Annotated in this window: 30 protein-coding genes and 1 pseudogene; 22 read left to right on the plus strand and 9 right to left on the minus strand. The window is 67.8% G+C overall.

What is annotated here, in order from left to right; genetic code table 11:
- Positions 1-33 precede the first annotated feature (33 nt).
- Positions 34-1,164: a helix-turn-helix domain-containing protein gene (locus tag KME79_RS18855; RefSeq protein WP_219545536.1), complete on the minus strand. Its 1,131-nt coding sequence runs from the start codon at positions 1,162-1,164 to the stop codon at positions 34-36.
- Positions 1,165-1,348: 184 nt separating this feature from the next.
- On the opposite strand from KME79_RS18855, the gene KME79_RS47000 reads away from it, so the two are divergent.
- Positions 1,349-3,385 (plus strand): SufS family cysteine desulfurase, encoded by a 2,037-nt coding sequence (locus tag KME79_RS47000; RefSeq protein ID WP_219545537.1) that lies wholly within the window; start codon positions 1,349-1,351, stop codon positions 3,383-3,385.
- A 105-nt stretch (positions 3,386-3,490) separates the two neighbouring features.
- Here the strand turns inward: KME79_RS47000 and KME79_RS18865 are convergent, their stop codons facing one another.
- Positions 3,491-3,829, minus strand: a complete 339-nt coding sequence (locus tag KME79_RS18865) for a hypothetical protein (RefSeq protein WP_219545538.1) — start codon at positions 3,827-3,829, stop codon at positions 3,491-3,493.
- A 111-nt stretch (positions 3,830-3,940) separates the two neighbouring features.
- Here KME79_RS18865 and KME79_RS18870 point away from each other — a divergent pair, with 111 nt between their 5' ends.
- From KME79_RS18870 to KME79_RS18880, 3 genes are read left to right on the plus strand one after another with little or no spacing between them, the layout of a single operon-like run.
- Positions 3,941-4,222 carry a metal-sensitive transcriptional regulator gene (locus KME79_RS18870; protein WP_148037235.1) on the plus strand — a complete coding sequence of 94 codons (282 nt, stop codon included), beginning with the start codon at positions 3,941-3,943 and terminating at the stop codon, positions 4,220-4,222.
- Between the two features lie 26 nt (positions 4,223-4,248).
- The gene (locus KME79_RS18875; protein WP_219545539.1) at positions 4,249-4,458 is read left to right on the plus strand and encodes a heavy-metal-associated domain-containing protein; all 210 of its coding nucleotides are present in this window, start codon (positions 4,249-4,251) and stop codon (positions 4,456-4,458) included.
- A 46-nt stretch (positions 4,459-4,504) separates the two neighbouring features.
- Entirely contained in the window at positions 4,505-5,482 is a 978-nt protein-coding gene (locus KME79_RS18880) for a saccharopine dehydrogenase family protein (protein ID WP_219545540.1), read from the plus strand.
- 206 nt (positions 5,483-5,688) lie between these two features.
- Here KME79_RS18880 and KME79_RS18885 read toward each other — a convergent pair whose 3' ends face one another.
- Positions 5,689-6,360 (minus strand): GNAT family N-acetyltransferase, encoded by a 672-nt coding sequence (locus tag KME79_RS18885; RefSeq protein ID WP_219545541.1) that lies wholly within the window; start codon positions 6,358-6,360, stop codon positions 5,689-5,691.
- Between the two features lie 122 nt (positions 6,361-6,482).
- Here KME79_RS18885 and KME79_RS18890 point away from each other — a divergent pair, with 122 nt between their 5' ends.
- The 5 genes from KME79_RS18890 (at position 6,483) to KME79_RS46355 (ending at position 9,649) form a co-directional block, all read left to right on the plus strand.
- Complete coding sequence (locus KME79_RS18890) at positions 6,483-7,004, plus strand: carboxymuconolactone decarboxylase family protein (protein ID WP_219545542.1); 522 nt, start codon at positions 6,483-6,485, stop codon at positions 7,002-7,004.
- A 68-nt stretch (positions 7,005-7,072) separates the two neighbouring features.
- A complete protein-coding gene (locus tag KME79_RS18895) occupies positions 7,073-7,387 on the plus strand; it encodes a hypothetical protein (protein WP_219545543.1) in 315 nt (104 codons plus the stop codon).
- Positions 7,384-9,087 (plus strand): VanW family protein, encoded by a 1,704-nt coding sequence (locus KME79_RS18900; protein ID WP_219545544.1) that lies wholly within the window; start codon positions 7,384-7,386, stop codon positions 9,085-9,087. The genes KME79_RS18895 and KME79_RS18900 overlap by 4 nt, the downstream gene beginning before the upstream one ends.
- Before the next feature lie 59 nt (positions 9,088-9,146).
- A complete protein-coding gene (locus tag KME79_RS18905) occupies positions 9,147-9,521 on the plus strand; it encodes a BlaI/MecI/CopY family transcriptional regulator (RefSeq protein ID WP_246640053.1) in 375 nt (124 codons plus the stop codon).
- Entirely contained in the window at positions 9,518-9,649 is a 132-nt protein-coding gene (locus KME79_RS46355) for a hypothetical protein (protein ID WP_281429413.1), read from the plus strand. Before KME79_RS18905 ends, KME79_RS46355 begins: the two co-directional genes overlap by 4 nt.
- Before the next feature lie 499 nt (positions 9,650-10,148).
- Here KME79_RS46355 and KME79_RS18910 read toward each other — a convergent pair whose 3' ends face one another.
- Together KME79_RS18910 and KME79_RS18915 are read right to left on the minus strand one after the other, a co-directional pair.
- Positions 10,149-10,754, minus strand: a complete 606-nt coding sequence (locus KME79_RS18910; RefSeq protein WP_219545545.1) for a hypothetical protein — start codon at positions 10,752-10,754, stop codon at positions 10,149-10,151.
- Positions 10,755-10,764: 10 nt separating this feature from the next.
- Complete coding sequence (locus tag KME79_RS18915) at positions 10,765-11,805, minus strand: ParA family protein (RefSeq protein ID WP_219545546.1); 1,041 nt, start codon at positions 11,803-11,805, stop codon at positions 10,765-10,767.
- A 438-nt stretch (positions 11,806-12,243) separates the two neighbouring features.
- On the opposite strand from KME79_RS18915, the gene KME79_RS18920 reads away from it, so the two are divergent.
- Positions 12,244-13,443, plus strand: a complete 1,200-nt coding sequence (locus KME79_RS18920) for an ISAs1 family transposase (protein WP_219545547.1) — start codon at positions 12,244-12,246, stop codon at positions 13,441-13,443.
- Between the two features lie 36 nt (positions 13,444-13,479).
- On the opposite strand, the gene KME79_RS18925 is transcribed toward KME79_RS18920, so the two are convergent.
- Positions 13,480-14,772 (minus strand): helix-turn-helix domain-containing protein, encoded by a 1,293-nt coding sequence (locus tag KME79_RS18925; RefSeq protein ID WP_219545548.1) that lies wholly within the window; start codon positions 14,770-14,772, stop codon positions 13,480-13,482.
- A gap of 104 nt (positions 14,773-14,876) precedes the next feature.
- Here KME79_RS18925 and KME79_RS18930 point away from each other — a divergent pair, with 104 nt between their 5' ends.
- Positions 14,877-15,137: a hypothetical protein gene (locus tag KME79_RS18930; protein ID WP_219545549.1), complete on the plus strand. Its 261-nt coding sequence runs from the start codon at positions 14,877-14,879 to the stop codon at positions 15,135-15,137.
- A gap of 215 nt (positions 15,138-15,352) precedes the next feature.
- On the opposite strand, the gene KME79_RS18935 is transcribed toward KME79_RS18930, so the two are convergent.
- Complete coding sequence (locus KME79_RS18935) at positions 15,353-16,141, minus strand: hypothetical protein (RefSeq protein WP_219545550.1); 789 nt, start codon at positions 16,139-16,141, stop codon at positions 15,353-15,355.
- Positions 16,138-16,899, minus strand: coding sequence for a GntR family transcriptional regulator (locus tag KME79_RS47005; RefSeq protein ID WP_219545551.1), 762 nt, complete (start codon positions 16,897-16,899; stop codon positions 16,138-16,140). Before KME79_RS47005 ends, KME79_RS18935 begins: the two co-directional genes overlap by 4 nt.
- A 212-nt stretch (positions 16,900-17,111) precedes the next feature.
- Between KME79_RS47005 and KME79_RS18945 the strand changes: the two genes are divergently transcribed.
- The 11 genes from KME79_RS18945 to KME79_RS44950 all read left to right on the plus strand — a co-directional run bounded on the left by KME79_RS18945 (position 17,112) and on the right by KME79_RS44950 (position 25,222).
- Positions 17,112-17,300 carry a hypothetical protein gene (locus KME79_RS18945; RefSeq protein ID WP_219545552.1) on the plus strand — a complete coding sequence of 63 codons (189 nt, stop codon included), beginning with the start codon at positions 17,112-17,114 and terminating at the stop codon, positions 17,298-17,300.
- Entirely contained in the window at positions 17,297-17,620 is a 324-nt protein-coding gene (locus tag KME79_RS18950) for a WhiB family transcriptional regulator (protein WP_219545553.1), read from the plus strand. The genes KME79_RS18945 and KME79_RS18950 overlap by 4 nt, the downstream gene beginning before the upstream one ends.
- A gap of 167 nt (positions 17,621-17,787) precedes the next feature.
- The gene (locus KME79_RS18955; RefSeq protein ID WP_219545554.1) at positions 17,788-18,012 is read left to right on the plus strand and encodes a hypothetical protein; all 225 of its coding nucleotides are present in this window, start codon (positions 17,788-17,790) and stop codon (positions 18,010-18,012) included.
- Positions 18,013-18,047: 35 nt separating this feature from the next.
- Entirely contained in the window at positions 18,048-19,034 is a 987-nt protein-coding gene (locus KME79_RS18960) for a DUF2637 domain-containing protein (RefSeq protein ID WP_219545555.1), read from the plus strand.
- Between the two features lie 205 nt (positions 19,035-19,239).
- Positions 19,240-19,566, plus strand: coding sequence for a hypothetical protein (locus KME79_RS18965; RefSeq protein ID WP_219545556.1), 327 nt, complete (start codon positions 19,240-19,242; stop codon positions 19,564-19,566).
- 237 nt (positions 19,567-19,803) lie between these two features.
- A complete protein-coding gene (locus tag KME79_RS18970) occupies positions 19,804-21,429 on the plus strand; it encodes a hypothetical protein (RefSeq protein ID WP_219545557.1) in 1,626 nt (541 codons plus the stop codon).
- 142 nt (positions 21,430-21,571) lie between these two features.
- A complete protein-coding gene (locus tag KME79_RS18975; protein ID WP_219545558.1) occupies positions 21,572-21,823 on the plus strand; it encodes a hypothetical protein in 252 nt (83 codons plus the stop codon).
- 18 nt (positions 21,824-21,841) lie between these two features.
- Entirely contained in the window at positions 21,842-22,729 is an 888-nt protein-coding gene (locus KME79_RS18980; RefSeq protein ID WP_219545559.1) for a bifunctional DNA primase/polymerase, read from the plus strand.
- Entirely contained in the window at positions 22,726-23,856 is a 1,131-nt protein-coding gene (locus tag KME79_RS18985; protein ID WP_219545560.1) for an AAA family ATPase, read from the plus strand. Before KME79_RS18980 ends, KME79_RS18985 begins: the two co-directional genes overlap by 4 nt.
- Positions 23,853-24,074 (plus strand): helix-turn-helix domain-containing protein, encoded by a 222-nt coding sequence (locus KME79_RS18990; RefSeq protein ID WP_308248972.1) that lies wholly within the window; start codon positions 23,853-23,855, stop codon positions 24,072-24,074. Before KME79_RS18985 ends, KME79_RS18990 begins: the two co-directional genes overlap by 4 nt.
- Positions 24,074-25,222: a tyrosine-type recombinase/integrase gene (locus KME79_RS44950; RefSeq protein ID WP_246640056.1), complete on the plus strand. Its 1,149-nt coding sequence runs from the start codon at positions 24,074-24,076 to the stop codon at positions 25,220-25,222. The genes KME79_RS18990 and KME79_RS44950 overlap by 1 nt, the downstream gene beginning before the upstream one ends.
- 652 nt (positions 25,223-25,874) lie before the next feature.
- On the opposite strand, the pseudogene KME79_RS47670 reads toward KME79_RS44950, so the two are convergent.
- A pseudogene (locus KME79_RS47670) lies at positions 25,875-26,016 on the minus strand (IS701 family transposase); the annotation flags it as partial.

Here is a 26,016-nt window from a genome sequence, read left to right on the forward strand (position 1 = left end):
GAAGCGCGTCGTCCATGCCCCGACGTTGATGAATCAAGTGGTGATCCGGGTCATCTGCCGAAGTTCCCCTCGGGTCGACTCGCAGTCCATCGCCCGCAGCCGGGCCAGCACCGGTCCGGCGTCCGCGTTGAATCGCAGCTCCTCCGGGCAGCCCTCGACGATCCGCCACAGCAGCGCCATGGCCGCGCCCGAGTCGCCGTCCATCGCGTGCGCGGTGGCCACGGCCAGCAGGTGCCGCGCCTGGCGGTCCCTGTCGGGGAGGCGGTCGGCGTCGACGCCCGCGGCAAGGCGGATCGCCTGCGCGCACCGGCCCATCCGGACCGCGACCGCGACTCGGTGCAGGTCCACCTCCAGTGCGAACTCCGTGCCCAGCCGGTCGCCGATCCTACGGGCGTGGTTCAGCAGCTCCTCGGCCCGCAGCACGTCGCTCTCCTCGGCGGCGGCGAGCGCGGCCGTCAGATAACAGAGCCCGGTGACCTCCAGCGACTCGGGCCGCTCGTCGATCACCGCCAGGCACAGCCAGCGCGCGTCGGCGTACCGGCCGAGCGAGACGAGCACGCCCGCCACCTCAGCCTTCGTGATCGCCGAACCCGCCGAGGAGGCCACCGCGCGATCGGCGGCGACCAGGGCCAGCGCGTGCTGGCCGCAGCTTCGCAGCAGCGCCGCGAACAGCCGGTACACCTGGGTGAGGCCGGCCGTACCGGCTTCCCGGTCCGCGCCGGTGGCGCCTCTGGCCGACAGGTCGGCCATCGACAGCAGCGGCGGCAGGCGGCGCCGCGTCTCGGTGTAGCGGTGGGGCGAGCGCTGCCAGATCTCCCACGCCGTCATCACGTGGTGCTGCACCCGCAGCACGCTCTCGGTCGCCTCGCCGGTGAACCGGCCGGGCAGCAGCAGCGCGTTCCCGACCTCGTCGGATTCGCCGTGCTCGCAGGCGGGCGGGAGTTTCGTCCGGCCGCCGACGAACTCGGAGAGATCCTCGACGCGGAGCACTTCGGCGATCCGCATGATGGTCGACAGCCGATCCAGGGGTTTCACCCCGTTCTCGACCAGGCGGAGCCATTCCTCGCTGCAGCCGACCAGGTCGGCCAGAATTCTCCGGGTAAGGCCGCGCGAACGGCGCCTGGCCATGATCCGCGCGCCGTCAACCAGGAAATCGCCGACCATGCCGCCACATTAAGTGAGGAACTCGAGGCCCTCGGTGGCCGGAAATGACGGCAACTCCTTGCCGCTCGACCTTCGTGAAATGTGGGTTACGCTGAAGGGTTCGCCACGAAGCAACTCCAGTTGGATCTATCCGGTCGGGCTCCGCCGACAATGCCGCTACACCATTCGGCAGGAGGAGACCACGATGGCGATCGACGTCGAGTCGATTCGGAAGGAATTCCCGTTCTTCGAAACCGCCCTTGACGGTTCCCGCCCACCCGTGTACCTCGACAGCGCCGCCACCACGCAGAAACCCGCCTCTGTCCTGGGCGCGTTGAACCACTACTACATCCGCACCAATGCGAATGTGCACCGTGGCGTGTACCGGCTGGCCGTACAGGCGACCGACCTGTACGAAGGGGCGCGAAGCAAGATCGCCGCGTTCGTGCGCGCACCGCGAGCCGAGGAGATCGTGTTCACCAAGAACGCGACCGAGGCCGTCAACCTGCTGGCCAACTCGTTCATCTGGGCGGACGGACGGCTCCGCGTCGGTCCCGGCGACGAGATCGTCCTGACCGAGATGGAGCACCACTCCAACCTGATCCCCTGGCGGCTGCTGGCCGAGCGGGTGGGTGCGAAGGTCAGATATCTCGGCATCACCGACGACGGCCGCCTGGACCTCTCCGACCTGAGCGAGAAGCTCAACGAACGGACCAAGGTCGTCACGGTCGTGCACGCGTCGAACATTCTGGGCACGGTGAACCCGGTCGCAACGATCGCCGCCCGCGCGCATGAGGTCGGCGCCCTGATGGTCGTCGACGCGGCCCAGTCGGTCCCGCACCTCGGCATCGACGTCACCGCGCTGGGAGCCGACTTCGTCACGTTCTCCGGCCACAAGATGTGCGGCCCGACCGGAATCGGCGCCTTGTGGGGCAGGTACGAACTTCTGGAAGAGCTCCCGCCCTTCCTCGGCGGCGGCGAGATGATCGAGCACGTCGCGGTGGACGCCATGCACTACGCCGCGCCCCCGCTCAAGTTCGAGGCCGGCACACCCCCGGTCGCGCAGGCCGTCGGCCTTGGCGCCGCCTGCGACTTCCTGAGCAACATCGGCATGGACGCGATCGCCGCCCATGACCAGGCCCTGATCGAGTACGCCCTGGACCGGCTCGGCGACGTTTCCGGCATCCGCTTCATCGGCCCGACCGACACCGCGAACCGGCTGCCGCTCCTGTCGTTCGTGGTGGACAGCATCCCGCTCCAGCGCATGCGCGCGAGTCTGGACGAGGCGGGCATCGCCGTCCGGTCCGGCAACCACTGCGCGCAGCTCGCGTGCAGCCGATTCGGCGTCCCCGCCGCGATCCGGGCCTCGTTCTACCTGTACAACTCCCCGGACGAGGTCGACATCCTCGCCGAGACCCTCGAAACGGCCACGAGGTCCCGGGCCGCCGTGACCGCGGACACCTCCTTCGACGTCAGCCTGGTACGGCAGTACCAGGACATCCTGCTCCCGTCGATCTTCCAGCCGTGGGCGGAGTACATGGTCGAGGCGCTGGCGCCGGCCCCCGGCACCAAGGCGCTCGACGTCGGCACCGGCCCCGGCACTGTCGCCAGGGTGCTGGCCAAGGCGGTCGGCCCCACCGGCGCCGTGGTCGGCACCGACCTCAACCCCGCCATGCTCGCCCTCGCCGCTGAACTGCCTGCCCTCGACGGCGCCCCCATCCAGTACGTGGAGTGCGGTGCCACCCCGCTGCACGTCTCCGACCAAGCGTTCGACCTGATCACCATGCAGCAGGTCCTGCAGTTCGTTCCCGATCGCGGCGCGGCGCTGGCCGAGATGCGGCGGGCCGCCCGCCCCGGCGCGCGGATCGCCATCGCCACGTGGCAGCCGCTGCACCGCAACCCCCTCTTCCGCGCCCTGCACGACGCCGTCGCCACCGTCCTCGGCCCCGACAAGGCGGGCCTCTTCGAGGAACCGTGGTCCCTGCCCGGGATCGAGGTCGCCATGCTGGCGAAGGAGGCCGGTTTCGTGGACATCGAACTCCGCGAATGGACGCTGCCGGCCACCCTTCCCGGGGGGCCTGACGCGATCTGCTGCCTGTTCGACTTCTCCGCGGTCAGCCCGTACATCGGTTCGCGTCGCGCCGACCTCGCGGCCGCTGTACGCGCGAATCTGGCGCACTGCACGGATGAGACCGGCGTCCACTCGGAGACCGCGGTGACCCTGGTGACCGCCCGAGCCTGACCGCCGCTCTTCCCCGAGGGCCACTTCCCGCCGGGGGTGGCCTTTCGGCGCCCCAGTTCATGAGTTCGCCCGTGCCCGACCCAACGGCCCAGATCGGCTCTTGTGTCAGCGCATCTCCTGTATCTGATCGTGGTCCGGGTATTCGGCTGGTTGGTCATCCTGGACCGAAGCGAGGCGGCCATGGACGCCGAGATCATGGTGGTCCGGCATGAGGTGGCGGTACTGCGGCGTCAGATCGTCGTGCGGAACCGGACTGGGCCGATCGAGCGACTCTGGCACGAGCACGGACAGCAGGGCCGGTCCGAGCCCGAAGCGATCCTGCAACGTCGGCAGCAGGGTTCCGAGCATCGCGGTGATCGCGTCATTGACGAAATGAACTCCGGCGAGGAAAACGGCCAGCGACGTCCCGCCGGGGACGCCTGGCTTGCGGATCATGTGCGGCATGCGGACTCCTTCAATCGTGTACGGCCGCCGGCAAGGGCCACCCGCGAATGGCAGAAATACCATAGGGGGGTATGGTGTTATTTCGAACAACCGAACCAGAGGGGAGCGGACATGGCCGGATACAGCCACAGCAAGCAGAACCATGCGATGCGCCTGCGCCGTATCGAGGGGCAAGTCCGCGGCCTGCAGCGCATGGTCGAGGACGACAAGTACTGCATCGACATCCTGACGCAGGTGTCGGCAGCGGCCAGCGCGCTGAAGTCGTTCTCCCTGGCGCTGCTCGAAGAGCACCTGGCCCACTGCGTCGCCGAGGCCACGCAGAAGGGCGGGCCCGAGGCGGAGGCCAAGGTCAAGGAGGCCTCCGACGCCATCGCACGGCTTGTTCGTTCCTGACCGACCGGATTGAAAGGGAGATCGATATGAGCACCGCCACCTACACCGTCAAGGGCATGACCTGCGGCCACTGCGTCAGCTCCGTCAAGGAGGAGGTCAGTGAAGTGGCCGGTGTCACCAACGTCGAAGTGGACCTGGCGACCGGCCTGCTGACCGTGAACAGCGACGGCCCCGTCGCCCCAGCGAAGATCACCGCCGCCGTCGAAGAGGCCGGTTACGAAGTGGCGAACCAGTGAACACCACGTTCATTCTCGGGCGGCCGGTTGCGGAAGGGGCCCGTCGGTGAGCGCCGTCCTCATCCTCGGCGGATATGGTGCGGTCGGCCGCGAGGCCGCCCTGGCTCTGTCAGGACGTCCCGACACAGAGGTGATCGTCGCTGGGCGCAATCCAGGCCGTGCCCGGCCCATTGCCGGTGTGACGTCGGTTCGCGTGGACGCCGCCGACCCCGCTGACCTGGCCAGATCACTGGAGGGAATCACGACGGTGCTTATGTGCGCCGAGATCGACAATGCCGCCGTCGCCCGCGCCTGCCTGGAGCGCGGCATCGGCTATGTCGACGTGTCGGCCTCCCATGACGTACTGGCCGCGATCGAGGAACTGGACGATCTCGCCGCGGCGCGCGGGGCGACCGCCGTCCTGAGTGTCGGGCTCGTTCCCGGCGTCACCAACCTGCTGGCGCGCGTGGTCGCCGAGCGGTCACCGGGCAGCGCCCTGCGCATCGGCGTGCTGCTCGGCTCGGGGGAGCAGCACGGCTCGGCGGCGATCGCCTGGACACTGGACGGGCTGGGCGCGCTCGAAGGCTCGTGGACGATGGCCTTCCCCGAGCCGTACGGTGCCCGTATCGTGCATCGTTTCCCCTTCTCCGACCAGTACACGCTGCCCCGGACGATCGCCGTACCGTCCGCCCGCACGGGCTTGTGCCTCGACTCCCGCCTGTTCACCACGCTGCTGGCCGCCGCCCGGCGCCCTGCCATCGCAGGGCTGCTGCGCCGTCCCCGGATACGAGGGCTGCTGCTCAAGACGCTGGCGAAGGTCCACCTCGGAAGCGACGGCTTCGCGGTGACGGTCAGCGCCGGAGCGGCTCAGGCGTCGTTCGGCGGGCACTCACAGAGTTGTGCGACCGGCCGCGCGGCCGCGCTGCTCGTCCGCGACCTGCCCGGACTGCCGGCCGGCGTCCGCCACATCGAGCAGTTGGTGGACCCGATCGACTTCCTGACCGAACTGGCCGCCAGCGGGTTCGTCGTCGACGTCAATGGCTGAACTTCGTGGGAGGAGGGTTCCGCCGCTCACCGGTCAGCCGGGGTCGAGCCGGCCGAGTCGGCTGCCGCCGCGAATCAGCACAGTGCCGGCCCGAAGGGACTCTGGATCGGCTTGTACGACGGCGATGTGACGGTCGTAGATGAGCATGGGCGGTACGGCACGATCTGTTCTGACGCGGCCGAGTCCCCCGCCGTGAAGCAGTGTGATCAACGGGCTTCGGCGGCGCCGAAGGCGAACCATCCCCGGTCGGGGAAGCCGGCGGCTTCGGCCACCGCCGCGGAGGCCCGGTTGGCGGGGTCGTGCATGTAGGTGGGCAGGGCGCCTTCGTCCAGCACCCGCCTGGCCGCCTGGGCGACCAGGCGGCGGGCGAGGCCCCGGCCGCGGGCCGGGGGAGCGGTCACCACTGCCAGTTCGTGGCCGTAGGCGTCGTGCCGTTTGATTCCCACCCCGGCCAGGTGCTCGCCGGTTGCGGGGTCCATGGCCACCAGGACATCCCCGCCGAAGGGCAGCAGCCAGTCCGGTACGCCGGGGGCGTCCGCGGCCATCCAGGTACCGGCGTCGGGCAGGGGCTCGGGGTGGGTGGTCCAGCGGTAGACGGCGGTGAACCAGCCGCGCTCGGGGAAGCCCACCAGGGCGGGAACCCACGGCCCCAGCACGGCGAGGTCCTTCTCCTCGGCGTACAGCTTCGTCGCGGCCGTGACGGCGTGTGGAGGGAGCGACAACACGCCTGCCTCGGGGCTGGACACCCCGATCGCGGGATGGATCTTGCCGTCCCAGCCGGGATGATCGCGCACGTCCGCGCCGATGATGTCCAGCTCGGTCACTGCGGGCCAGCCGCCGAGCCAGTGGGACAGATGCTCAACGAGCCATCGCTCCACGCCTTCCTCCTTATACGGTAGGGGGGTATGGTACATCGAGAGTCTTGAGGAGGACATATGCGACGTCTCGTCCCGCTTGAGCCTGCCGACGCCCCGGGCAGGTCCTGAACTTCTCTCGCGCCATGAAGCGGGTCAAGCTGCCCCGCGCCCTCAGCGAGAAGGTCTCGCTTGCCGTCCAGGAGCGGATCGGATGCGGCACCTGCATGCAGGCGCACGTCGAGGCCGGGCGCGCGGCCGGGCTCGGCGAGGCCGACATCGCCCTGGCCCGGCAGGGCACGTCCACCGACGCCAGAGAGGCAGCCCTGATCGCCGTGGCCGTACGGGTGCTGGCCGAGCCGTCCTCCATCACCGACGCGGATGTCGCAGACCTCCGCGCGCACGGCTGGAGCGACCGCATCATCGCGGAGATCATCGGCGTGGTCACACTCAACCTGCTGACCGGGGCCTTCAACCTTCTGGCCGACCTGCAACCAGCGAACTGGGCAGTAGCACGATGCATGGCGATCTACCAGGGAGACGCCCGCCAGATGCTCGCAGAGATGCCCGCAGGCTCGGTGGACTGCATCGTCACCAGCCCGCCGTACTGGGGCCTGCGCCACTACTGCCGCACATATCGGTCCATTGGTGCAGGTATGGTCCAGTAAAGCCCGCGATGCAGGCGGCAGGGTCGACGGCGTGGGCTGAATTACTATATCGGCTAGTAGGGTGAGTCATGCGCGATCCACGGCTTCGTGCCGCAACCGCGGGCGACAAGCTGTACGCCCACGACGGCCGGACCGGCCGCGTACGGTCGAGTCCCGGCGACGGCGAGAGCTGGACTCCGCTGGTGGGTGTGGACGCCGAGAGACGCGTTCAGACCAGGTGTGACGGCGGGCGCACCTGGCAGGCCGGCGGCGCGGGGCGGGCCGTCGCGTTCGCCGCCGTTGACGGCAACCGGCTGCTCGCCGCCGTCAAGGACGGCACTGTCCACGAGTCGCGGAACAAGGGTGGCGACGTCGCCGTCGCCTTCCGCCCGGCGGGCACATGAGCGATCACCCCCCGCGCCAGGGCCGGAGCCGCCTGCGCTCGCCCGGCGTGCTCATTCCAGCCGTCGCCGTCCTCGTCGCGATACTGGCCTACGCCGTGCCTGCCGTTCTGCTCGCCGGCGAGGTTCCACCCGGTACGCGGGTGGACGGAGTCGACGTCGGCGGGATGTCACCCGAGGCCGCCCGCTCCCGGCTGGACGAGGAGCTGAGGAAGCGGGTGGAGGAGCCGTTGACGCTGATCGCCGGGAAGAAGCGGGAAAAGGTGACGCCCGCCGAGCTCGGGTTCGGCTTCGACACCGGGGCGACAGTCGAGGTCGCCATGGACGGCGCCGTCACCCCGGCAGGCGTCGCCCGCTCGCTCTTCGGCAGTCGCGAGGTTCCTCCCAAGGTCACGGTGGATCAGGGGCGGCTCACCGCCGCACTCGGGGAGCTGGCCGAGAGCGTGCACCAGAAGCCCAGGGAAGGCAGTGTCCGCTACCGAGGGCTGGAGCCGCGAGCTGTCCTGCCCAAGCCCGGCCGCGCGCTCGACCTCGACCAGGCGGCGCGAGCCGTACGGGAGGCCTTCGAGCAGGGCCGTACGTCAGTGGAGCTGGACGTCCGCGCGACGCCGCCCAAGGTCACCGCCGCCGAGGTCCGCCGTGTCACCACGACCACCGCGCGCACGGCGGTCGCGTCGCCGCTCACGCTTACCAGCGGCGGCAAGGAAGCCGACGTGTCCAGAGAGCAGTTGGCCGCGGGCCTGCGTTTCGTCTCGGACGGGCAGGGTGGTCTGCGCCCGTCCTTCAAGGCTTCCGAGATCGCTCCGGCCCTGGGCAAGGCACTGCTGGCGACGCCTCCGAAGGACGCCTCCTTCAAAATCGTCAAGGGCAAGCCGCAGGTCGTCCCCTCCCGGCCGGGGCGGGGCGTCGACACCAAAGCGATCGGCCCGGCGATCGCCGAGGCCGTGGCAGCGGGAGAGCGCACCGTCGAGCTGCCCGCCGTGGCACGACAGCCGCGGGTGACCACCGCCGAGGCGAAGAAGCTGGGCGTCAAGGAGAAGGTCAGCTCGTACACCACGCACCACCCGTGCTGCGCTCCTCGCGTGACCAACATCCACCGCATCGCCGACATCCTCGACGGTTATGTGGTGCAGCCCGGTGAGACGTTCTCGCTCAACGGCGTGGTCGGCAAGCGCGACAAGGCGCGCGGCTTCGTCGAGGCGCCGATGATCCTCAACAACCGCTTCGTCAACGACGTGGGCGGAGGCATCTCGCAGTTCGCCACCACCATGTTCAACGCGGTCTTCTTCGGCGGCTTCGAAGACGTCCAGCACAGGCCGCACCAGTACTACATCTCCCGTTACCCGGCCGGGCGGGAGTCCACGGTCTCCTATCCCCAGCCGGATTTCCGCTGGCGCAACGACTCGCCGTACGGCGTGCTGATCAAGACCTCGTACACCGACACCTCCATCACCGTGCAGTTCTGGAGCACCAAGCGCTACGAGATCGAGTCCGAGAGCTCGGCGCGCTACGACGTCAAGCCGGTCCCCAGCCTGACCGACTCGGGGCCCGACTGCATCCCGATGGGAGGTGCGGAGGGGTTCACCATCGACGTGTGGCGCATCTTCAAGCAGGACGGGAAGGTCGTACGCAAGCAGAAGTTCCACACCGTGTACGACGCGGAGCCCCGGCTCACCTGTGACGGGCCGGAGCAGTCGCGGTGAACGGTCCGAAGGCCCCGTTCAAGAAACGGTGTGACGACGATCGCCAGTAGTATTACGGCATGTTGCGCGGCTTGGGCGAGCTCGAATCCACGATCATGGATTGGATGTGGGCCCGGCGCAGGCCGGCCTCGGTGCGTGAGGTGCTTGAGGGCCTTCGCCAGGAGCGGACGATCGCCTACACCACGGTGATGACCGTGATGGACAACCTGCACAAGAAGGGCCTGCTCAAGCGGCAGCCCGTCGGCCGCGCCTACGTCTACGAGCCGATCGCGTCCAAAGAGGCCTACACCGCCGACCTGATGCGCAAGGCGCTGGCGGGCAGTGACAACCAGGCGGCCACGCTCGTCCACTTCCTGGAACGGCTCACTCCGGAGGAAGCCACAGCGCTTGAGGCGGCCTTGCAGGTGTTCCCGAACCGGGGTGGCCGGTCGTGATCGCCGCTCTCGTCCTGGTGATCTACACGATCGCCGCCGCCGTCGTCCACACGACCCCGCTACGACCCGTCTACCAGGCACTTTCCATCACGCCGCCAGCCCGGGTCCCCGTCTTCGAACCGGCCTGACCCGACTGGCGCCTGGCTGCGGAGGGCGTAGGCACACGACCCTCTACGGTCCTGCACGCCTTCCCCCAGGTCAACCCTCAACTTCGAGCTCACGTGTGACTACCGACTGCGGAACCCAGGGTCCAGACCCACGGTCAAATGACAGTCAAACGATCAAGGGCCTGACCGCTGTCTCCAGCGATCAGGCCCTTGACCTGCTACTGCACTGTCGGGGTGGCGGGATTTGAACCCACGACCTCTTCGTCCCGAAGCAATTCGAACCCGCTTCGAGCATGTCATGTCATGTCTTGTAAGCTGCTGAGGGAGTGCTGAGCCGTTCGCCGACGTTCGTGATCGGCCACGGCGATTGTCACGCAGTCCGTTACTCAGGCGATCTCCAATGACGGGATTCAGCGTGGTCACACGACCTGAATCGCAGATTGGCGTAGATGCTTCTGCAAAGGTCGAGTTTCGGCGAGGCGCCCCTGCATGGCAGGCTGTCCAACTTAGCGCATAGCACTTACACAGCCTTATCTATTCCCGTAACAATTTCCTCTATCGTAGTTATCGAAGCCAGTGCGTCAATATCGCTAAGTGGCGTGATGGAGCCGGGGTTTAATGGATCGAGATCGCATTGATGGACGATTCTATTGCGTCGGCTAACCACTAGGCCGAGATCAATCTTCCTCTGGCCCGCTTCGCCAGCGAAAGCGATTGACCAGATCTTGCTTATTCCCACCATGGCCAACGCGCTTCCAATGTCATCCGGCCTCTGATACGTCTCCAATGCCAATCGCTCCGCGATGATGCTTCGCGCTACGATTTCCATACTCGCCTCGCCCGATCTTGCAGCGGTGAATATCTGACCGATGGCGACGAAGGGTAGCCCAACCTTGCCGCCACTGCCGGCGGATGAGCGCATCATGAGGATATCTACTGCGCGATCTAGGACGACCCCGTGGATATAGGAGTCGAGTGCTGCCACGCAGTGCACTAAGGCCGACCTGTAGAGATCCTCGCCGCCAACCCGCCCTTGGGTGAGCGATGACAGCGACTGGCCAAGCCCTACCAGATCGCGCGCTCGCTCGATTTCCTTGACGAAGTCTTTGTATCGAGTGCTCGACATGAAGTGTCGCCTATGCCGTCAAGCTCTCTACACGTTGAGCAAGCTCTTCGAATGTCGCATTGTACTTGTCAATATTCTCCTTCGTAATATCCCACAAGTTACCACCACGGTTAACGTCCTCACGTGTGAGACTGAATACCGGTTTGCGGGTCTGTTGCGAGTTGGCGATGAGCGCGTTGAAGTCAGGAATCGAAGCCAGGCGATGAGACGCTTCAAGATCGGCGTTCGCATATGAATCTTCGGACAACATGACCCCTGCCTGGGCAAGTGCAGGAACGAGCGTGTTATCTATGGCTGAGTCCAGAGCGTCGAAGTATTTTTGAAATGCGATTGTGGGTGCGTTATTCTTCAGGCGATACCGCTGAATGATAACGCCCAGGAATTTTAGGTTAGGCTTTGGGAATTTGTAGTCCGCTTTGGCGAGGGCATCAAGCTCTGCTGCTCGCTCCGCCCATCGCACCCATTTTGGAATGACTCTGGCTAGCGAGTCCAAAGCCATAACAGAAAAGACGTCAGGGCTTGCCGGAACAATAAAGAAGTCGGCGGTAGCGACAAGATTTTGATTTATGGATCCCAGGCCGGGACTCAGATCGATGAGCACATAGTCGGCATTGTATCGCTCGGCCGTTATTTGAAAAAGATGAGAGAAGCTGCCGGGGAGGTTCTTTAGCGCCTGAATCGATTCCGATAGTTGCTGCGCGACGCCCAAGGACACTTCATCCTCGGCCAGCCCCACGTGTCCCGGGATCAGGAACAGCCCTTCCCTGTTGGGCACCTCAATACATTGAACTGGCTTGAGTGGGCGTGGGCGTGACTGGAAGGCTGGGTCGAGTGCATCACGAAGATTTCTGTCGGGGTACTTGCGATAGAAGTCCTCCAGGGCATCCGTTTCTGTGAGGTCAAGTACCATTCCCGTTAGATTGCACTGCGGATCAGCATCCACCATGATCACTGTCTTGCCTCGCTGTGCGAGCATCCAGCCGAGGTTGAAGCAAGTAGTCGTCTTGCTGACGCCGCCCTTGTTGTTGAACATCGCTATCGTCTTAGCCATAGTTGTGCTCCGTCGATATCCCCAGGAACTGAGGGCTCACCGTAGGGGACAAGAGTACAGCCGCCCGTGGTGACTTGTGGGCGCTTCGTCGGTTATCCGTGAGCGTTTCCCGGTTTGTACGGCTTTGTTACCCTCTGGAAGGCTGTAACAGGAGGGGGCTTGGCGGTGTTACGACCTTCCGTCCTAAAGGAATCAGGACAGCAGGGACAGCGTGCTTCTGAGAGGTACCAGGATGCTGTAGGCGTTTCAGCAGGTCACCAAGGGATGAAGGACCATGGGGACAGCAGTAGGGCCGATGCGTTCTCGACTGGTGGGACACACACGGGCTCGATGGGGCCGGGCGGTTGAGGGGGCACCCCGGGGTACAGATGGCAAACGCGACCCCTGATGATCGTTGGGTGTCTACGCCAGTCGATCAAGAACAGGGGCCGCGTTCGCGTGCCATCATCCCCGATCAACGTGCTCGCCCGCCACCTGGAGCACGTCACCGTCACCGACCCGCTGATTGACCTGCCCGACCTGCCAACCCTGGCCGAGGTCCTGGACGCCGTCCCCGACCCGCGAAGCCGCCAGGGACGCCGCTACCGGCTCGGCCCGCTGCTGGCGTTATCCCTGCTCGCCGTCCTCAACGGAGCAACATCCCTGGTAAGGATCACCCGGTTCATCAACGGATATGACCCCGACCTGCGCGCCCGAGCCGGCCTGCCCGGCACCGCACGACTGGCCACCAGCACCCTGGGACGCCTGCTCGCCCGCCTCGACGGCGACGCCTTCGACACCGCCACCTGCAACTACCTGGCCATCCTCACCACCGATGCGCCACCCACCAGCAGCCCGTACCCAAGCCGGGCTCCGCTGTCCGGCCTCGCCGTGGACGGCAAGACCCTGCGCGGCAGCCGCACCGCCGACGGCACCACGGTCCACCTGCTGGCCGCCATTCGCCATGACACCCAGACCGTCGTGGCCCAACGCCAGATCGAGGCCAAGAGCAACGAGATCCCCGCGTTCACGCCGCTGCTGTCCCACCTGGACCTGACCGGCGCAGTGGTCACCGCCGACGCCCTGCACACCCAGCACGACCACGCCCGCCACATCAACGCCGCCGGCGGCCACTACCTGTTCATCGTCAAAGGCAACCAGCCCACCCTGCACCGCCGGCTCAAGGCCCTGCCCTGGCGCGAAGCGGTCCTGAACGACCGCACCGACGAACAAGACCACGGCCGCCGCGAGATCCGCCGGATGAAGATCTGCACCGTCCGCCCTGACCTGCCCTTCCCGCATGCCGCCCAGGCCATCCAGGTCAAACGCCGCCGCACCGACCACCGCACCGGCAAGACCACCATCGTCACCGTCTACGCCGTCACCAGCCTGCCACCGGGACGCATCACCCATGCCCAGCTCGCCGCCTTGATCCGCGGGCACTGGTGTGTTGAGGTCCTGCATCACATCCGCGACGTCACCTACCGCGAGGACGCTTCCCGCGTCCGCACCGGCACCGCACCCCGAGTCATGGCCAGCCTCCGCAACCTGGCCATCGGCCTGGCCCGCCTCATCGGCTGGACCAACATCGCCGCCGCCACCGACCACTACCGCAGCCACCCAGCCGACGCTCTTCAGCTACTCGGTTTCACCACCTGAGAACGCTTCGGCCCTGGGGACAGCAGGGACAGTTCCTCAGGGTGTCACAGTTGTCAGCGCGTCCTCGATCGCCTTTGCCCCTGAAGCGCCTACCTTCGTCAGATCATGGGCGGCGTGGCGAAGTTCAGTCACGGCGTAGGTGTTGACGGCCACAGCATCCAGGACCACTTCCTTGGCGATGGCAGTTGCGGCTTCGGCGTCGCCCTGGAGGATGTGGGCGCGGGCGAGGCAGGCTCCGTACCAGGCTCTGTCGCGGCGGTAAGACTTGGGCAGGCTGGATAGGCCGCGTTGGAGGTAGTCGGTAGCGCGGCGGCCGTCGCCGAGTTCCAGCTCGGCCATGCCGCGTTGCATGAGGAACCAGTCCTCGTCGTAGAAGTACATCCAGGGCGGCTCGTCCTCGGGGCGCTCGACTGCGTGCCGGATGAGGTCTTCGGCCTGTCCGAGCATGGTGCGGGCGGCGTTGGCGTCGCCCATCTGGGCGTGCCCGCGGGCGGCCATCTGGGCGGCCATGCCCTGTACGCCGGGTGTGGTGCGGCCGTCGTGCCAGCGGGAGGCTTCGGCCAGGCGGACGCAGCGGTGCGGGTCGCCGAGACTCCACGCTTGGTGGGCGCGCATGTTGAGGGTGGTGGCGGCCAGGCGGGAGTCGCCGGCCTCGATGGCCCAGGCGTGGGAGCGGTCGTACCAGGCCAGGGCGGCGGCGGCCAGGCGGGAGTCGCCGGCCTCGATGGCCCAGGCGTGGGAGCGGTCGTACCAGGCCAGGGCGGCGGCGGGCTGGCGGGAGTCGTGGCACATCCAGGCGATGAATTGGGCGTACTGAGCTAGCACCGCGACGGCCCGGTCAGCGAGCTGACCGCGGGCACCTCGGGCCAGGTCTGCGACGGTGGACAGTTGGGCGTGGACGAGGGGCAGTAGGGGGCGGCTGCCGATGGTGTCCTCGACGCGGCGATGCTCGGCCAGGCAGTGTTCCAGCCATTGCACGGTGGCCACATCGACGCGGCGCGGCTGCTCGATGGCGCGGGTGATGCGCTCGTACAGGTCCGCGTCCGGTGCCAGTGACGGCAGGGCCAGCGCGGGAACCGGTGTGGTGGTCGTGCCGAAGAGTTGGTCCTCGGCCACGTCGAAGGCGGCGCAGTAGAGCCGGGTGTAGAAGGCGTCCGGTCGGTGCTCGCCGGTCTCATGGCCCCGGATACGCCGGATGAGGCTGTCCACCTCCGGCAGGGGCTTATCTGACACGCGGGCCAGTTCGCGGGCCAGGTCATGCTGTGACCAGCCACGCGTTTTACGAGCCGCGAGCAGGCGGGCTGCCCACAGCGGGGCGGGCTCGTTCATCCGGCACACCTCCGAGGGGAGAGGAGCGGACACGGGGCGGACATCCCAGGTCGCCGCTCGGTGTCCTCTGTTGAGCTGTTACCGCCTGTAGCTGGGATGTATGCATGTTCAGCGACAGCGACGGCTTTTACGCATGGACGGCCAGCGACGAGTCCGGCCGGGGCGTCTGCGGCATCACGGCCCAGCCCGAACGAGCCGCCGCGTTGCTGGCCCGGTCGCTCTGCGAGCTGGCTCCGGGAGCGACGGGCACGGTCCGCCTGGTGCGCCTGGACCGGCTGGCGCGACGTCCCTCCTACATCTACGGCCCGACCGTGCTGTGCTTGCGGCGCACGGAGCAGGCCGCCGTGATCGTCGCGGGTGACTGAGCCGTGCAGGAGTGGGAGCCGTACGTGCAGTACGGCATGCTGCGGGTGCGGGAGACCTCGTGCTGCGGGGAGTACGAGTGGTGCTGTGAGGGCGGCCTGTACTTCGTGCTGCGCCGCAACGGTGAAGGGTACGAGGCGACGCCCCGGAGCCGCTATGCCCAGGCCCGGCCCGTCTGGGAAGCCCTCATCCGCAATCATCGGCACACCTCCCAGCGTCAAAGAGACGGCAAGCCGACCAGCTCAGGCTGCGACAGGGCACGCCCCTCTGCCGGGAAGAGCTGATAGACCGCCTCACGGATCACCTCGTCCCGCACGCGTGCGACGAACTCCTCGGGAGTGCCACCGCACAGACGGCGCAGTTCGGGGGAGTCGTCCAGAAGGCTCTGGATCAACGTGGGTTGATCGACCAGGCGTCGGGCCTGGCCGGTCCCGTCCGTCAGGCAGCCGTGGCGGCCCACGTAGACGAAGCACGGAGGCAGCCGGACGTCGGATTCCAGGGTGACGGGGTGGCGGTCGGCGGGCAGGAGGCGACGCCAGTAGTTGGGTTCGGTGACGTCCAGCGTCGCCAGCTCGCGATCGTCGAGCCAGAGCACGAACAGTCGGGAGGTCTCGCCCGGTGCCTCCACCGGCACCGCGGGTACGTACCCCCAACGGTTCACATGGGCTGAAACACCAGGCGCGATGCCGTCGACGTCGGCCAGGGTCATGGGGATAACGGGCCGGATCGCGTGGCTGACGAACTTGCGCCGCATCTGGCTGGGCGAGGCGTTGGATCCCACCGCCACCACCGGATAGCGCTCCGACATGGGCGAGCAGCCAAGCCGAACCAGGATCTTGTCCAGCGTCTCGTCCCCGGCCTGCCACTCCTCGGCCGGAGTCCCGTCGATCGGGAGCAAGGCCAGGTACTCGTCGTCCACGAGGACGCCGGAGGTGGCGGGGATGCGGCCCGGATAGGTGAGGGGGCGCGCCATCGGGTCGTCGTGGAAGAGATCGGTTTCGGTCACGAGGCGTCCAGCTCGTAAACGAGGGTGTGCCGGTCTCCCGGGGCCACGGTGATCATGACGCGTACGGGGCGGCCTTCGGCGTCATAGCCCGTGCGCATGTGCTCGGCCACTGGGGTGCCGGCGGGCAGCCCGAGCCGGGCGGACTCGTCCTTGGTGGGCATCCGGGTCTGGATCTCGTCCACCAGCCGCACCTGCGCGCGGCCGATGGACGCCAGTAGACCGCCCGGGGCGCTCACGTCCTTCGGTTGCATGAGCGGGGTGCCTCTGGCGATGTCCTCGGGGAAGTAACCGTCGGCCGTCTGGAAGGGCACGTCGTCCACGTACCGGACCCGACGCCGGACCACCACGATGTCCTTTTCGGCGTCGAGGCCGAGGCGTTCGGCGACTGCTGGTGGCGGGATCTCCAGGCCGACGCTGACTTCCTGGAGGGGGACGCGGCCTTGCTCCCGGACCTCGGTGGCCCAGGCATCGGCGTCGGCGCTGTGGTTGCTCTGGTTCTCGAAGTGGGAGAGGTGCCAGCGTAGGCGCGTCTGTGAGCGGACGGTACGGCCGCGGCCTCGGCCGCTGCTGAGCAGCCCTTCGTTGGTGAGCTGTTGCAGCGCTTGCCGGACGGTCTGACGCGACACGCCGTGTGTCTCTGCCAGTTCCTGTTCTGGCGGCACCGTGTCGCCCGGTGCCAGTTCACCCCGCTCTATCGACGTACGCAGGGCATCCGCGACGCGTTCGTAGAGCGCGCGGGAGTCAGATCCGGTTGGCACGTGAGTCCTCCTTGGACAACTTGTACGTACTCACCGTACCAAGACGCTTGACAGTGATCGAGCAATCATGGAGAGTACGTACACAGCACGGAGTACGGAGAGTACGTACTTAGCTCGACGGGCTTCGTGTGCCAACAGAAAAGCCGGAGCGCGGTCCTGGTCGCCAAACGAGATCCGCACCCCGGCGCCCCTTCAAGAGAGGTGTCTTCATCATGACCTACGGGTCCAAGAACCTGCAGTACGTCACCATCCCGGCCGAAGTCGTCCAGTGGACGTGCCTGGTATGCGAGGGCATCGAGGAGACCTCGCCCGGCTATGAGCCGCCGTCGCCGCTCCTGTGCCCGTCATGCATCCGGCTCGCCCTGGTCGAGTCGCTGCGCGCCCTGGGCGTGAAGCTGTGACGGGCCGCGAGAGCGCGCCGATCCGCGCCGACAAGCTGGCCGACCTGCTGGACGACCTCATCAACGCCGCTCCTGCCTGCGACTCCGGCCAGGCCGACCTGTTCATCGGCCCCGCCGACGAGCCCGACGAGGAGCGGCAGCGGCGCGAGGCACAGGCCAAGAGCATCTGCCTCGGCTGCCCGGCACGTGCCGCGTGTCTGGCCTACAGCCTGGCGCTCAACCCGGACGAAGGTGTCTGGGCCGGTTACACCGCCACCGAGTTGGAGGGCCTGAACCGGTTGCTGGCCTTTATCCCGCCGCCCAGGCGGGAGGTGGCCTGATGAGCTGCCGCTTCCAGTGCCCCGACTGCGGCACCCGATCGGCCAGCCCCTCCGGCTGCCGCCGCTGCGGCGCCTCGGCCGGACGCCAGATCCAGCGCTGCCACCGCCCACGGCGTGCGCTGCCTGCCCGGCTGCCGCCTGCTCACCCGTTCCCAGTGGAGCTGACCATGATTTCCGTCCTCGTCTACCTGCTGGTCTTCCTCGCCGGAGGCCTGTTCATCGAACTCGTACGCATGGGCCAGGAGCGCTACCGGCAGTGGCAGGTCTCACGCGCCACCATCCGCCAGGGCGACTCCCTGGAGATGGTCGCCCGAGGCTGGGCCGCGTCCCCGCGGAACTGGTGCAACAAGCCCGCCTGCCCGCGCTGCTGGGGACGGCGGTGGAGCCGATGAACCCCATCCACAACTCACCGGACGGAGCACCCGCCATGCCTACCGCCAGTCTGCGCCCGCTCTCGGAAGGAGAGCGGACCCTGATCTCGGTCACCGCCGCCGCTGTCGGCGTGCTGGGCCTGATCGGGTTCGTCATCTCGTTCGCCACCGTCATGGAGGCGGCCAAGCCCACCTTCGGCCCGCTCTCCTTCATGCTGCCCCTGGGCGTGGACCTGGGCATCGCGGTGTTCTCCGCGCTGGACATCGTCCTGGCCCGACTCGACATGCGGGTGCGCTGGCTGCGCTTCATCCCATGGACGCTGACGGCCGCCACCGTCTACCTCAACATCGCCGCCTACGCCGACGCACCCGGCGGGCCTGACTGGTTCGCCGTCGTCGCCCACGCGATCCTGCCCGGCCTGTGGGTGGTGGCCGTCGAGATCGGCACACACGCCGTACGCAAGCACGCCCATCTGGCCAGCCCGTCCCGCCGACTCGACAGCATCCGTGTCTCGCGCTGGCTGCTGTCTCCGCTCCCCACGTTCGCGCTGTGGCGGCGCATGGTGCTGTGGGAGGTGCGTTCGTACCCCGATGCCCTGCACCGCGAGCGGGAACGCATCCTGGCCAAGACCGACCTGCAAGACCGCTACGGACGTCTGTGGCAGTTCAAGGCCACCCGCCGCGAGCGAGCACTGTACAAGCTCGGCGAGCTGGCCCCGGCCGGCACGCAGACGGCGCAGCTTCCGCCGCCTTCTCTGGTACGCCCGGCCCTGACCGCCGCACCTGTCCGGAAGCCGTCGTCCCGCAGGCCCAAGGCACGGAAGAGCACCCGTGCGGCTGTCGCCCCGTCCAAGGTGGACGACTTGATGCCGCTGGGCTGGCAGATCGCCGCCGACCACGAGACGCGCGGCATCACGCTCACGCGGGACCGACTGCGCGACGCCGTCCGCCAGACCGGCCGATCCATCTCCACCGACCGCGCAGGCGCGTTGCTCGCCCGCCTGCGCACCGAGACCAGCCCGGCCACGCAGGAGGCAGCTTGACCGCCCACCCGTTGACCGGAGAACCGCCGCCGGTCCGACCGCACGGACCGACCGCCGACACCACCACGACAGCCCGCGCTGACGAGACACGGTCCGACCGCGCATCGTTCCTGATCAAGCCAGTACGGGACGCGGCCTCATCCGCCAAGACTCCAGCCGCGCCCCGCCACCCCGCAACCGCCAAGGCACACGAGGTGCACACATCATGACGCATCACCCGCACGACCACGAAGACCACTCCGAGGAGGACGGGCCGACCAGTCTCGGCGGCGACGTCGTCCCGCTGGACCGACGACGCCGCGCCCGCCGCGAGGACGACGAGAAGCCCGGCCGCGACGAGGACGAGTTCTTCGACCGCGAGACGATCGCCATCGAAGGCACGGTCCTCGGGCCTCCGGTCAACCCGCCCGACGAGGACCTGCCTTACCGGTCCGGCAACGACCGTCACCGCGCCCCGATCATCCCGGCCACGCTGCGGTCTTGGAGGGGCACGCGCTCCATGCTGATCTGGGCGGCCAAGGACGCCGGATAGGTCGTCGGCTACCACGCCGTCCGCGCGCCCAAGTACGCCGCCAAGGCCGCTCTGTACGCCCCGGTCGGGTTCTTCTGCGCCACCGGCAAGCTCCTGCACTGGGCCACAGCGGAGGAGGGCAACTGGGCGCTGCGCCAGTACGCCGCCGACCGCAACGACCCGGAGACGTGGCTCAAGCTCGACCGGCAACGCCAACGCCAGTCTCGCTGGCGCTGGACCGTCCTGGCCACCCTCGCCGTGACGTCCCTGATCGGCCTGCTGGTCTTCCTGCTCGCCGACATCCCGACGTGGGGCCGCCTGCTCGCCGTCGCCGTGGCCGTGCCGCTGCTGGCCCGCGCCGGTAGGCCCACGGACAAGCCCATCACCGACCGCGTGTCCGAAGGACCGCGCTACCGCAAGCTCACCGCCGAACTGGTCCGCCGCGCGCTGCTGTCCTGCGGCATCTCCGGCATCAACCAGGCCGTCAGCAAAGACCCGAACGCCATCAGCTTCCCGACCGAGATCCACCGCGACGGCCCTGGCCACCTGGCCGTCGTAGACCTGCCCTTCGGCGTGGAGGCCGCCGACGTGGTGGCCCGGCGCGGCCGACTGGCCTCCGGCATGCGGCTCCCACTCGACCAGGTCTGGCCCGAGCCCGGCGACGGCCACCCCGGACGACTGTCGCTCTGGGTCGGCTACGAGCCCGCCTCCCAGATGAAGCAACCCGCCTGGCCGCTGCTCAAGGACGGCAAGGTGGACGTCTTCAAGCCGTTCCCGTTCGCCACCACACCGCGCATGGACACGGTCAACGCCGCCCTGATGTTCCGCAACTGGCTGGTCGGAGGCCAGCCCGGCTCCGGCAAGACCTTCGCCCTGCGCCTGGCCGTCCTCGCCGCCAGCCTGGACCCGCGCGCCGAACTGCGCATCTACGAACTCAAGGGCGTCGGCGACTTCAAGGTCCTGGAACCGGTCTGCACCGAGTACGGCAACGGCTTCGATGACGAGACCATCGCCCGCTGCGCCGGAATGATCCGCTGGCTCTACAAGGAGTGCGAACACCGCTCCAAGCACATCGCCCACTACGCCCAGCTCGGCAAGGCCCCGGAGAACAAGGTCACCCCGGAACTCGCCTCGCTCAAGGGCTCCGGCCTGCACCCGCTGATCGTCGCCATCGACGAGATCCAAGAGCTGTTCCTGCACCCCAAGTACGGCAAGGAAGCCGGAGAGATCCTGGAGAAGGTCATCAAGCTGGGCCGCGCCCTGGGCGTGATCCTGCTGATCGGCACCCAGATCCCGGACAAGGACAGCCTGCCGACCGGCATCACCCGCAACGTCAACACCCGCTACTGCATGAGCGTCGCCGACCAGGTCGCCAACGACATGATCCTCGGCACCTCGATGTACAAGAACGGCTACCGCGCCACCATCTTCGAGCCGGTCAAGGAGGCCGGTTGGGGCATCCTGTCCGGCCTCGGCAAGCCCGCCGCCCGCCGCTCCTTCGAGGTGGACACCGACAAGGCCAAGCAAGTCGTGGCCCGCGCCATGCAACTGCGCGGGCTGGCCGGCACCCTGCCCGAGGCAGGCACCCAGACCCGCATCGACGCACCCACCTTCGACCTGCTGACCGACCTCGCCCAGATCTGGCCCGCAGGCGAGACGGCCGCCTGGAACGAGGCCCTGTGCTCCCGCCTGGCCGAACTCCGGCCCGACTTCTACACCGGCTGGGCCTCCGAACAGCTCACCACCGCACTCAAGCCGCACGGCGTACCCGTCCAGGCCATCGGCCGCCGCATCGACGGCAAGGCCGTCACCCGGCGCGGCATCCGCCTGAACGACCTCACCGACACCATCGCGGAACGTAACCGCCGAACCGGCACCGAGTGACCCGGCCGAGGGCTGCTAGCGCTAGCGACTGACCCTGCTATCGCTAGCAGCCCCGCTAGCACCCCAAATCAGCCCTGGCCAGGGCGTTAGCACGCTAGCGCCCTCGCTTGACGACACCCGAAAACGGCCCAGGAGGCCCGCCATGACCCCTGCCCACCTCATCGCTAGCGCCGTGATCGTCACTGTCCTGCTCGTCACCGTCCGTTACACCGCCGAGTGCTACATCCGGCCCTTCCGCCGCTGCCGCGCCTGCCACGGCAAGGGCCGCAAGCCCAACCGCATCGGACGCGGCACCCACGAATGCCGCCACTGCCGTGGCACCGGCCTGCGCCTGCGCCTCGGCCGCCACCTCTGGAACCACGCCCGCGCCCTGCACCGCGACGCCACCCGCTGAACTCCGAACGGAGCGCCTATGACCACCGCGAACCTGACCCGCTACGCCCTCGCGGCCGCCGCCCGAGGCTGGCACGTCTTCCCGCTCGCCCCGAACGCCAAGACCCCGCCCCGGGGCTTCACCTCCTGGCAGGACCGCACCACCACCGACCCCGCCACCATCCGCTGCATCTGGCAGCACCCGTACAACCTCGGCATCGCCACCGGCCCGTCCCGCCTGGTCGTCATCGACCTGGACCGGCCCAAGCCCGGCGAGCAGCCGCCACCGGAGTGGAACCGCCCCGGCATCCACGACGGCGCGGACGTCTTCGCCGCGCTCTGCGAGCAGGCCGGACAGCCGCTCCCGCTGGAGACCTTCCAGGTCCGCACCCGACGCGGCGGCCTGCATCTGTACTTCACCGCACCGGAAGGAGCCATCCTGACGAACACCCGAGGCAGCCTCGGTTGGCTCATCGACACCCGCGCCAACGGCGGCTACATCGTCGGCCCCGGCAGCCACGTCACCGACGAGCACGGCGGCGGCACCTACGCAGTTCTGTACCCGATCACACCGGCTCCGCTCCCGGCCTGGCTGGTCGAACGTCTACGCCCGGCCCCGCTGCCGCCCCAGAAGCCGGTCACGGTGCCGCTCGCCGCCGACCGGCGCGGCTCCTACATCCGCGCCGCCGTCCTCGGCGAGCTGAACCGGGTGACCAGCTCACCGCCGCACGGCCACAACAACGCGCTCTACCTCGCCGCCGTCGCTCTCGGCCAGCTCGTCGCTGGAGGTGAGCTGAACGCCATCGCCGTCACGTCGTGGCTCACGGAGGCAGCCACGCAGATCGGCCAGCCCTACGGCGAAGCCCAGCGCACTATCGCCTCCGGCCTGCGCGCCGGAGCCCGCCGTCCCCGGACGGTGGCCGCATGACCAACGACCGCACCTCTCACCTGCGCCTGGTCAACGGTGATGCCGTCCAAGCACCCGCCCAGGCCGTCCCGTTCCGCACCTCGTGGACGGCCGACGAACTGATGGCCATGACCTTCCCGGAGCCCCGCTGGGCCGTCCCCGGCATCATCGCCGAAGGACTCAGCCTCCTGGCAGGCCCGCCGAAGGTCGGCAAGTCCTGGCTCAGCCTCGGCCTGGGCGTCGCCGTCGCCAGCGGCGCCAAGGCCCTGGAAGCCATCGAGGTGGAGCCCGGCCCGGTGCTCTACCTCGCCCTGGAGGACACCGCCCGCCGCCTCCAGAACCGCATGGGCAAGATCCTGGGCGGCCAGCCCGCACCCAAGGACCTGACCCTGGCAACCACCTGCCCCACCCTCCCGCAGGGCGGGGAAGAGGCCATCGCCCGCTGGCTGGAGCGCCACGGCAACGCCCGCCTGGTCGTCATCGACGTGTTCGCCAAGATCCGGGGCAACACCCCGCCCGGCCTGTCCGCCTACGACGCCGACTACGCCGCCATGAGCCGCGCCAAGCGCCTGGCCGACACCTACGGCGTCGCCGTCGTCCTGGTCCACCACGTCCGCAAGATGGCCTCCGAAGACTTCCTGTCCGAGGTCTCCGGCACCAACGGCCTAGCAGGGGCAGCGGACGCCACCCTGGTCCTCAAACGCGCCCGTGGCACCGCTGACGGCGTCCTGCACGTCACCGGCCGCGACGTCGAAGAGGCCGAGTACGCGATGGCCTTCCAACCGGCCGCCGGCCTCTGGCACCTCCTGGACGGCCCACCCGAAGACCACGCACTGTCCGACACCCGCGCCACCATCATCCGCCACGTCCGCCAGCACCCCGGCAGCACGCCCAAGGCCATCTCCGAGGGCACCGGCCTGTCCTACGAGAACGTCCGCAAGACCTGCCAGCGCATGAACGCCGACGGCCAGCTCTGCGTCAACGCCACCGGCCACTACCGCCTGCCCGGGATACCGCTGGGAGATGTCCCCGGCGTCCCGGCCGTCCCTGGCCATGTCACGGCCAGCAGCAACGCCCACACCCACGAGGGACAACCGGCCCTGCTGCCCGTCCCCGCTGTCCACGCCGATGAGGAGACCCACCAGTGACCACCTCAGCGCCGGACAGTGTCCGGCTCGCCGACACCCAGCTCTACCGCGTCACCGACGTCATGCGCCTGCTCCGCATGAGCTGCACCGTCATCTACGACCAGATCCGCACCGGTCGCCTGCGCTCGGTCAAGCAGGGCCGCGCCCGCCTCATCACCGCCAGCGCCATCGGCGACTACATCGCCCTCCTGGAGAAGGAAGCAGAGGAAGCAGCCTAATGACCAAGCGACGCAGCAGAGGAGACGGCGGCCTCCACTGGGACGACAAGCGCCAACGCTGGATCGCCACCGCCAGCCTCGGCTACGACCCCAGCGGCAAGCGCATCGTGAAACGGGGGAGCGGCAAGACCAAGACCGAGGCCAAGAACAAGCTCAAGGAAGTCCTCCGTGACTACGAGGACGGCCTCGCCATCGCTCCGGCCGACTACACGGTGGAGCGTGCGGTGAACGACTGGCTGGCCTACGGCCTCAACGGTCGGGACCCCGTCACGGTGAAGACCTGCACGATCCTGTGCAGGACCCACATCATCCCTGGCCTCGGCGCGCGGAGGCTGCGGGACCTGAGCGCGGAAGACGTGGACAAGTGGCTCGCCACCAAGGCGAAGACACTCAGCACCCGGACCCTTCAGGGCCTTCACGGCTGCCTGAACCGCGCGATCAAACGAGCGATGGCGCGGGACAAGGTCAAGCGGAACGTAGTGGCCCTGTGCTCGGTCCCGAAGGGGAAGGAGGGACGCCCGTCCAAGGCGCTGACGTTCGCCCAGGCGGAGGCCGTACTGAAGGCGGCTGAGAGCTCCCGCATGTACGCCTACATCGTGCTCTCACTGCTCACCGGAGCACGTACGGAGGAACTGCGGGCGCTCACGTGGGACCACGTGGACCTGGACGGCGACCCGGACGCGAGCCCTTCCATCCCTCCGCACGTGGCTGTCTGGCGCTCGGTGCGCGCCGGGGGAGACACCAAGACCCGGAAGTCCCGCCGCACCCTCGCCCTCCCCAAGCGCTGTGTGGATCTCCTCCGCCAGCACCGCGAGGCGCAGCAACGCGAGCAGGGCGACGCATGGTCAGAAAGCGGGTTGGTGTTCGCGTCGACCACAGGCAAGCCGCTGGATGCCGCCAATGTACGGCGCGACTTCCGGAACGCGATCAAGGATGCGGAAGACGTGGACTCGAGGGAGTGGACGCCTCGCGAACTCCGGCACAGCTTCGTCTCTCTGCTATCGGACAACGGCATTCCGCTTGAAGAAATCTCCAGGCTCGTCGGTCACAGCAGCACTGCTGTAACTGAAGCTGTTTATCGCAAGCAGATTCGACCAGTGCTCCAAGGCGGCGCTACTGCGATGGATCGCATCTTCCAAAATGAGTGATTTACAGTAGTGAGGCCCATCCTTGATTGGGTGGGCCTCACTACTGTTTGCTCGTGATCCCTGAGCAGGGGCGTGCTGCCAATTGCACCAACTACCGCCAGGGTGGAACGCAGAGATGCGAACTTCCTACTCTTGATCAACTTTACGACCATCTTCTTGCACCCCTTTCCAAGTTCACGAAGTTCCGGAACCAACAACAGAGACGCAACGATGGGCCAACCCAGCGAAAGCCACGGACTCGAACCGAGATCTCCCCCATTTCAGGGACCACGAACGCCGCACATTCTAGCCTGCGCTGGCTCAGTTCGTCGCAAAGGTGCTGAGCCGCGTCGGCGCTCCGGCCGAGTGGTCAGTCTCCCGTAGCAGGGTGTGGATGTTTCGCTGCACTGAAGGTGGCCAGCAGTGGATCATGACGCCCGCTGGTAGAAAATCGTGCGCCGTCTGCAACGAAGCGGCATGTTGGTGACGTGACAGCATCAGATACCCCCGTCCCCCGGTTCTTGCGTCCCGTCTATCCGCTAGCCAATAAAGAAGTCGTCCTGTATGCAGGAGACCTAATCATCCTTGGCGGGGATCAAGGGCCAGAGGAACGGGTGCTCGGCACCCTACAGCTTCGCTTTAGCGAGCCTAGTACTCCAGTGACACTTTGCGATCATGGATCGGATCTGCGCTGGTAGTGGCAGTGTCGGGCTGTTGCTTGGTGGCGGCGGCGCCAGTCTGACCAGCGCAGAACGTGCGTGGTAGAGGGGTGCCAGGTCAGGATGAGTGCGGCCAGGAGCCGGCGGATCTCGGGC

It is taken from the genome of Nonomuraea harbinensis (genome assembly GCF_019396385.1).
Taxonomy (GTDB): domain Bacteria; phylum Actinomycetota; class Actinomycetes; order Streptosporangiales; family Streptosporangiaceae; genus Nonomuraea; species Nonomuraea ferruginea.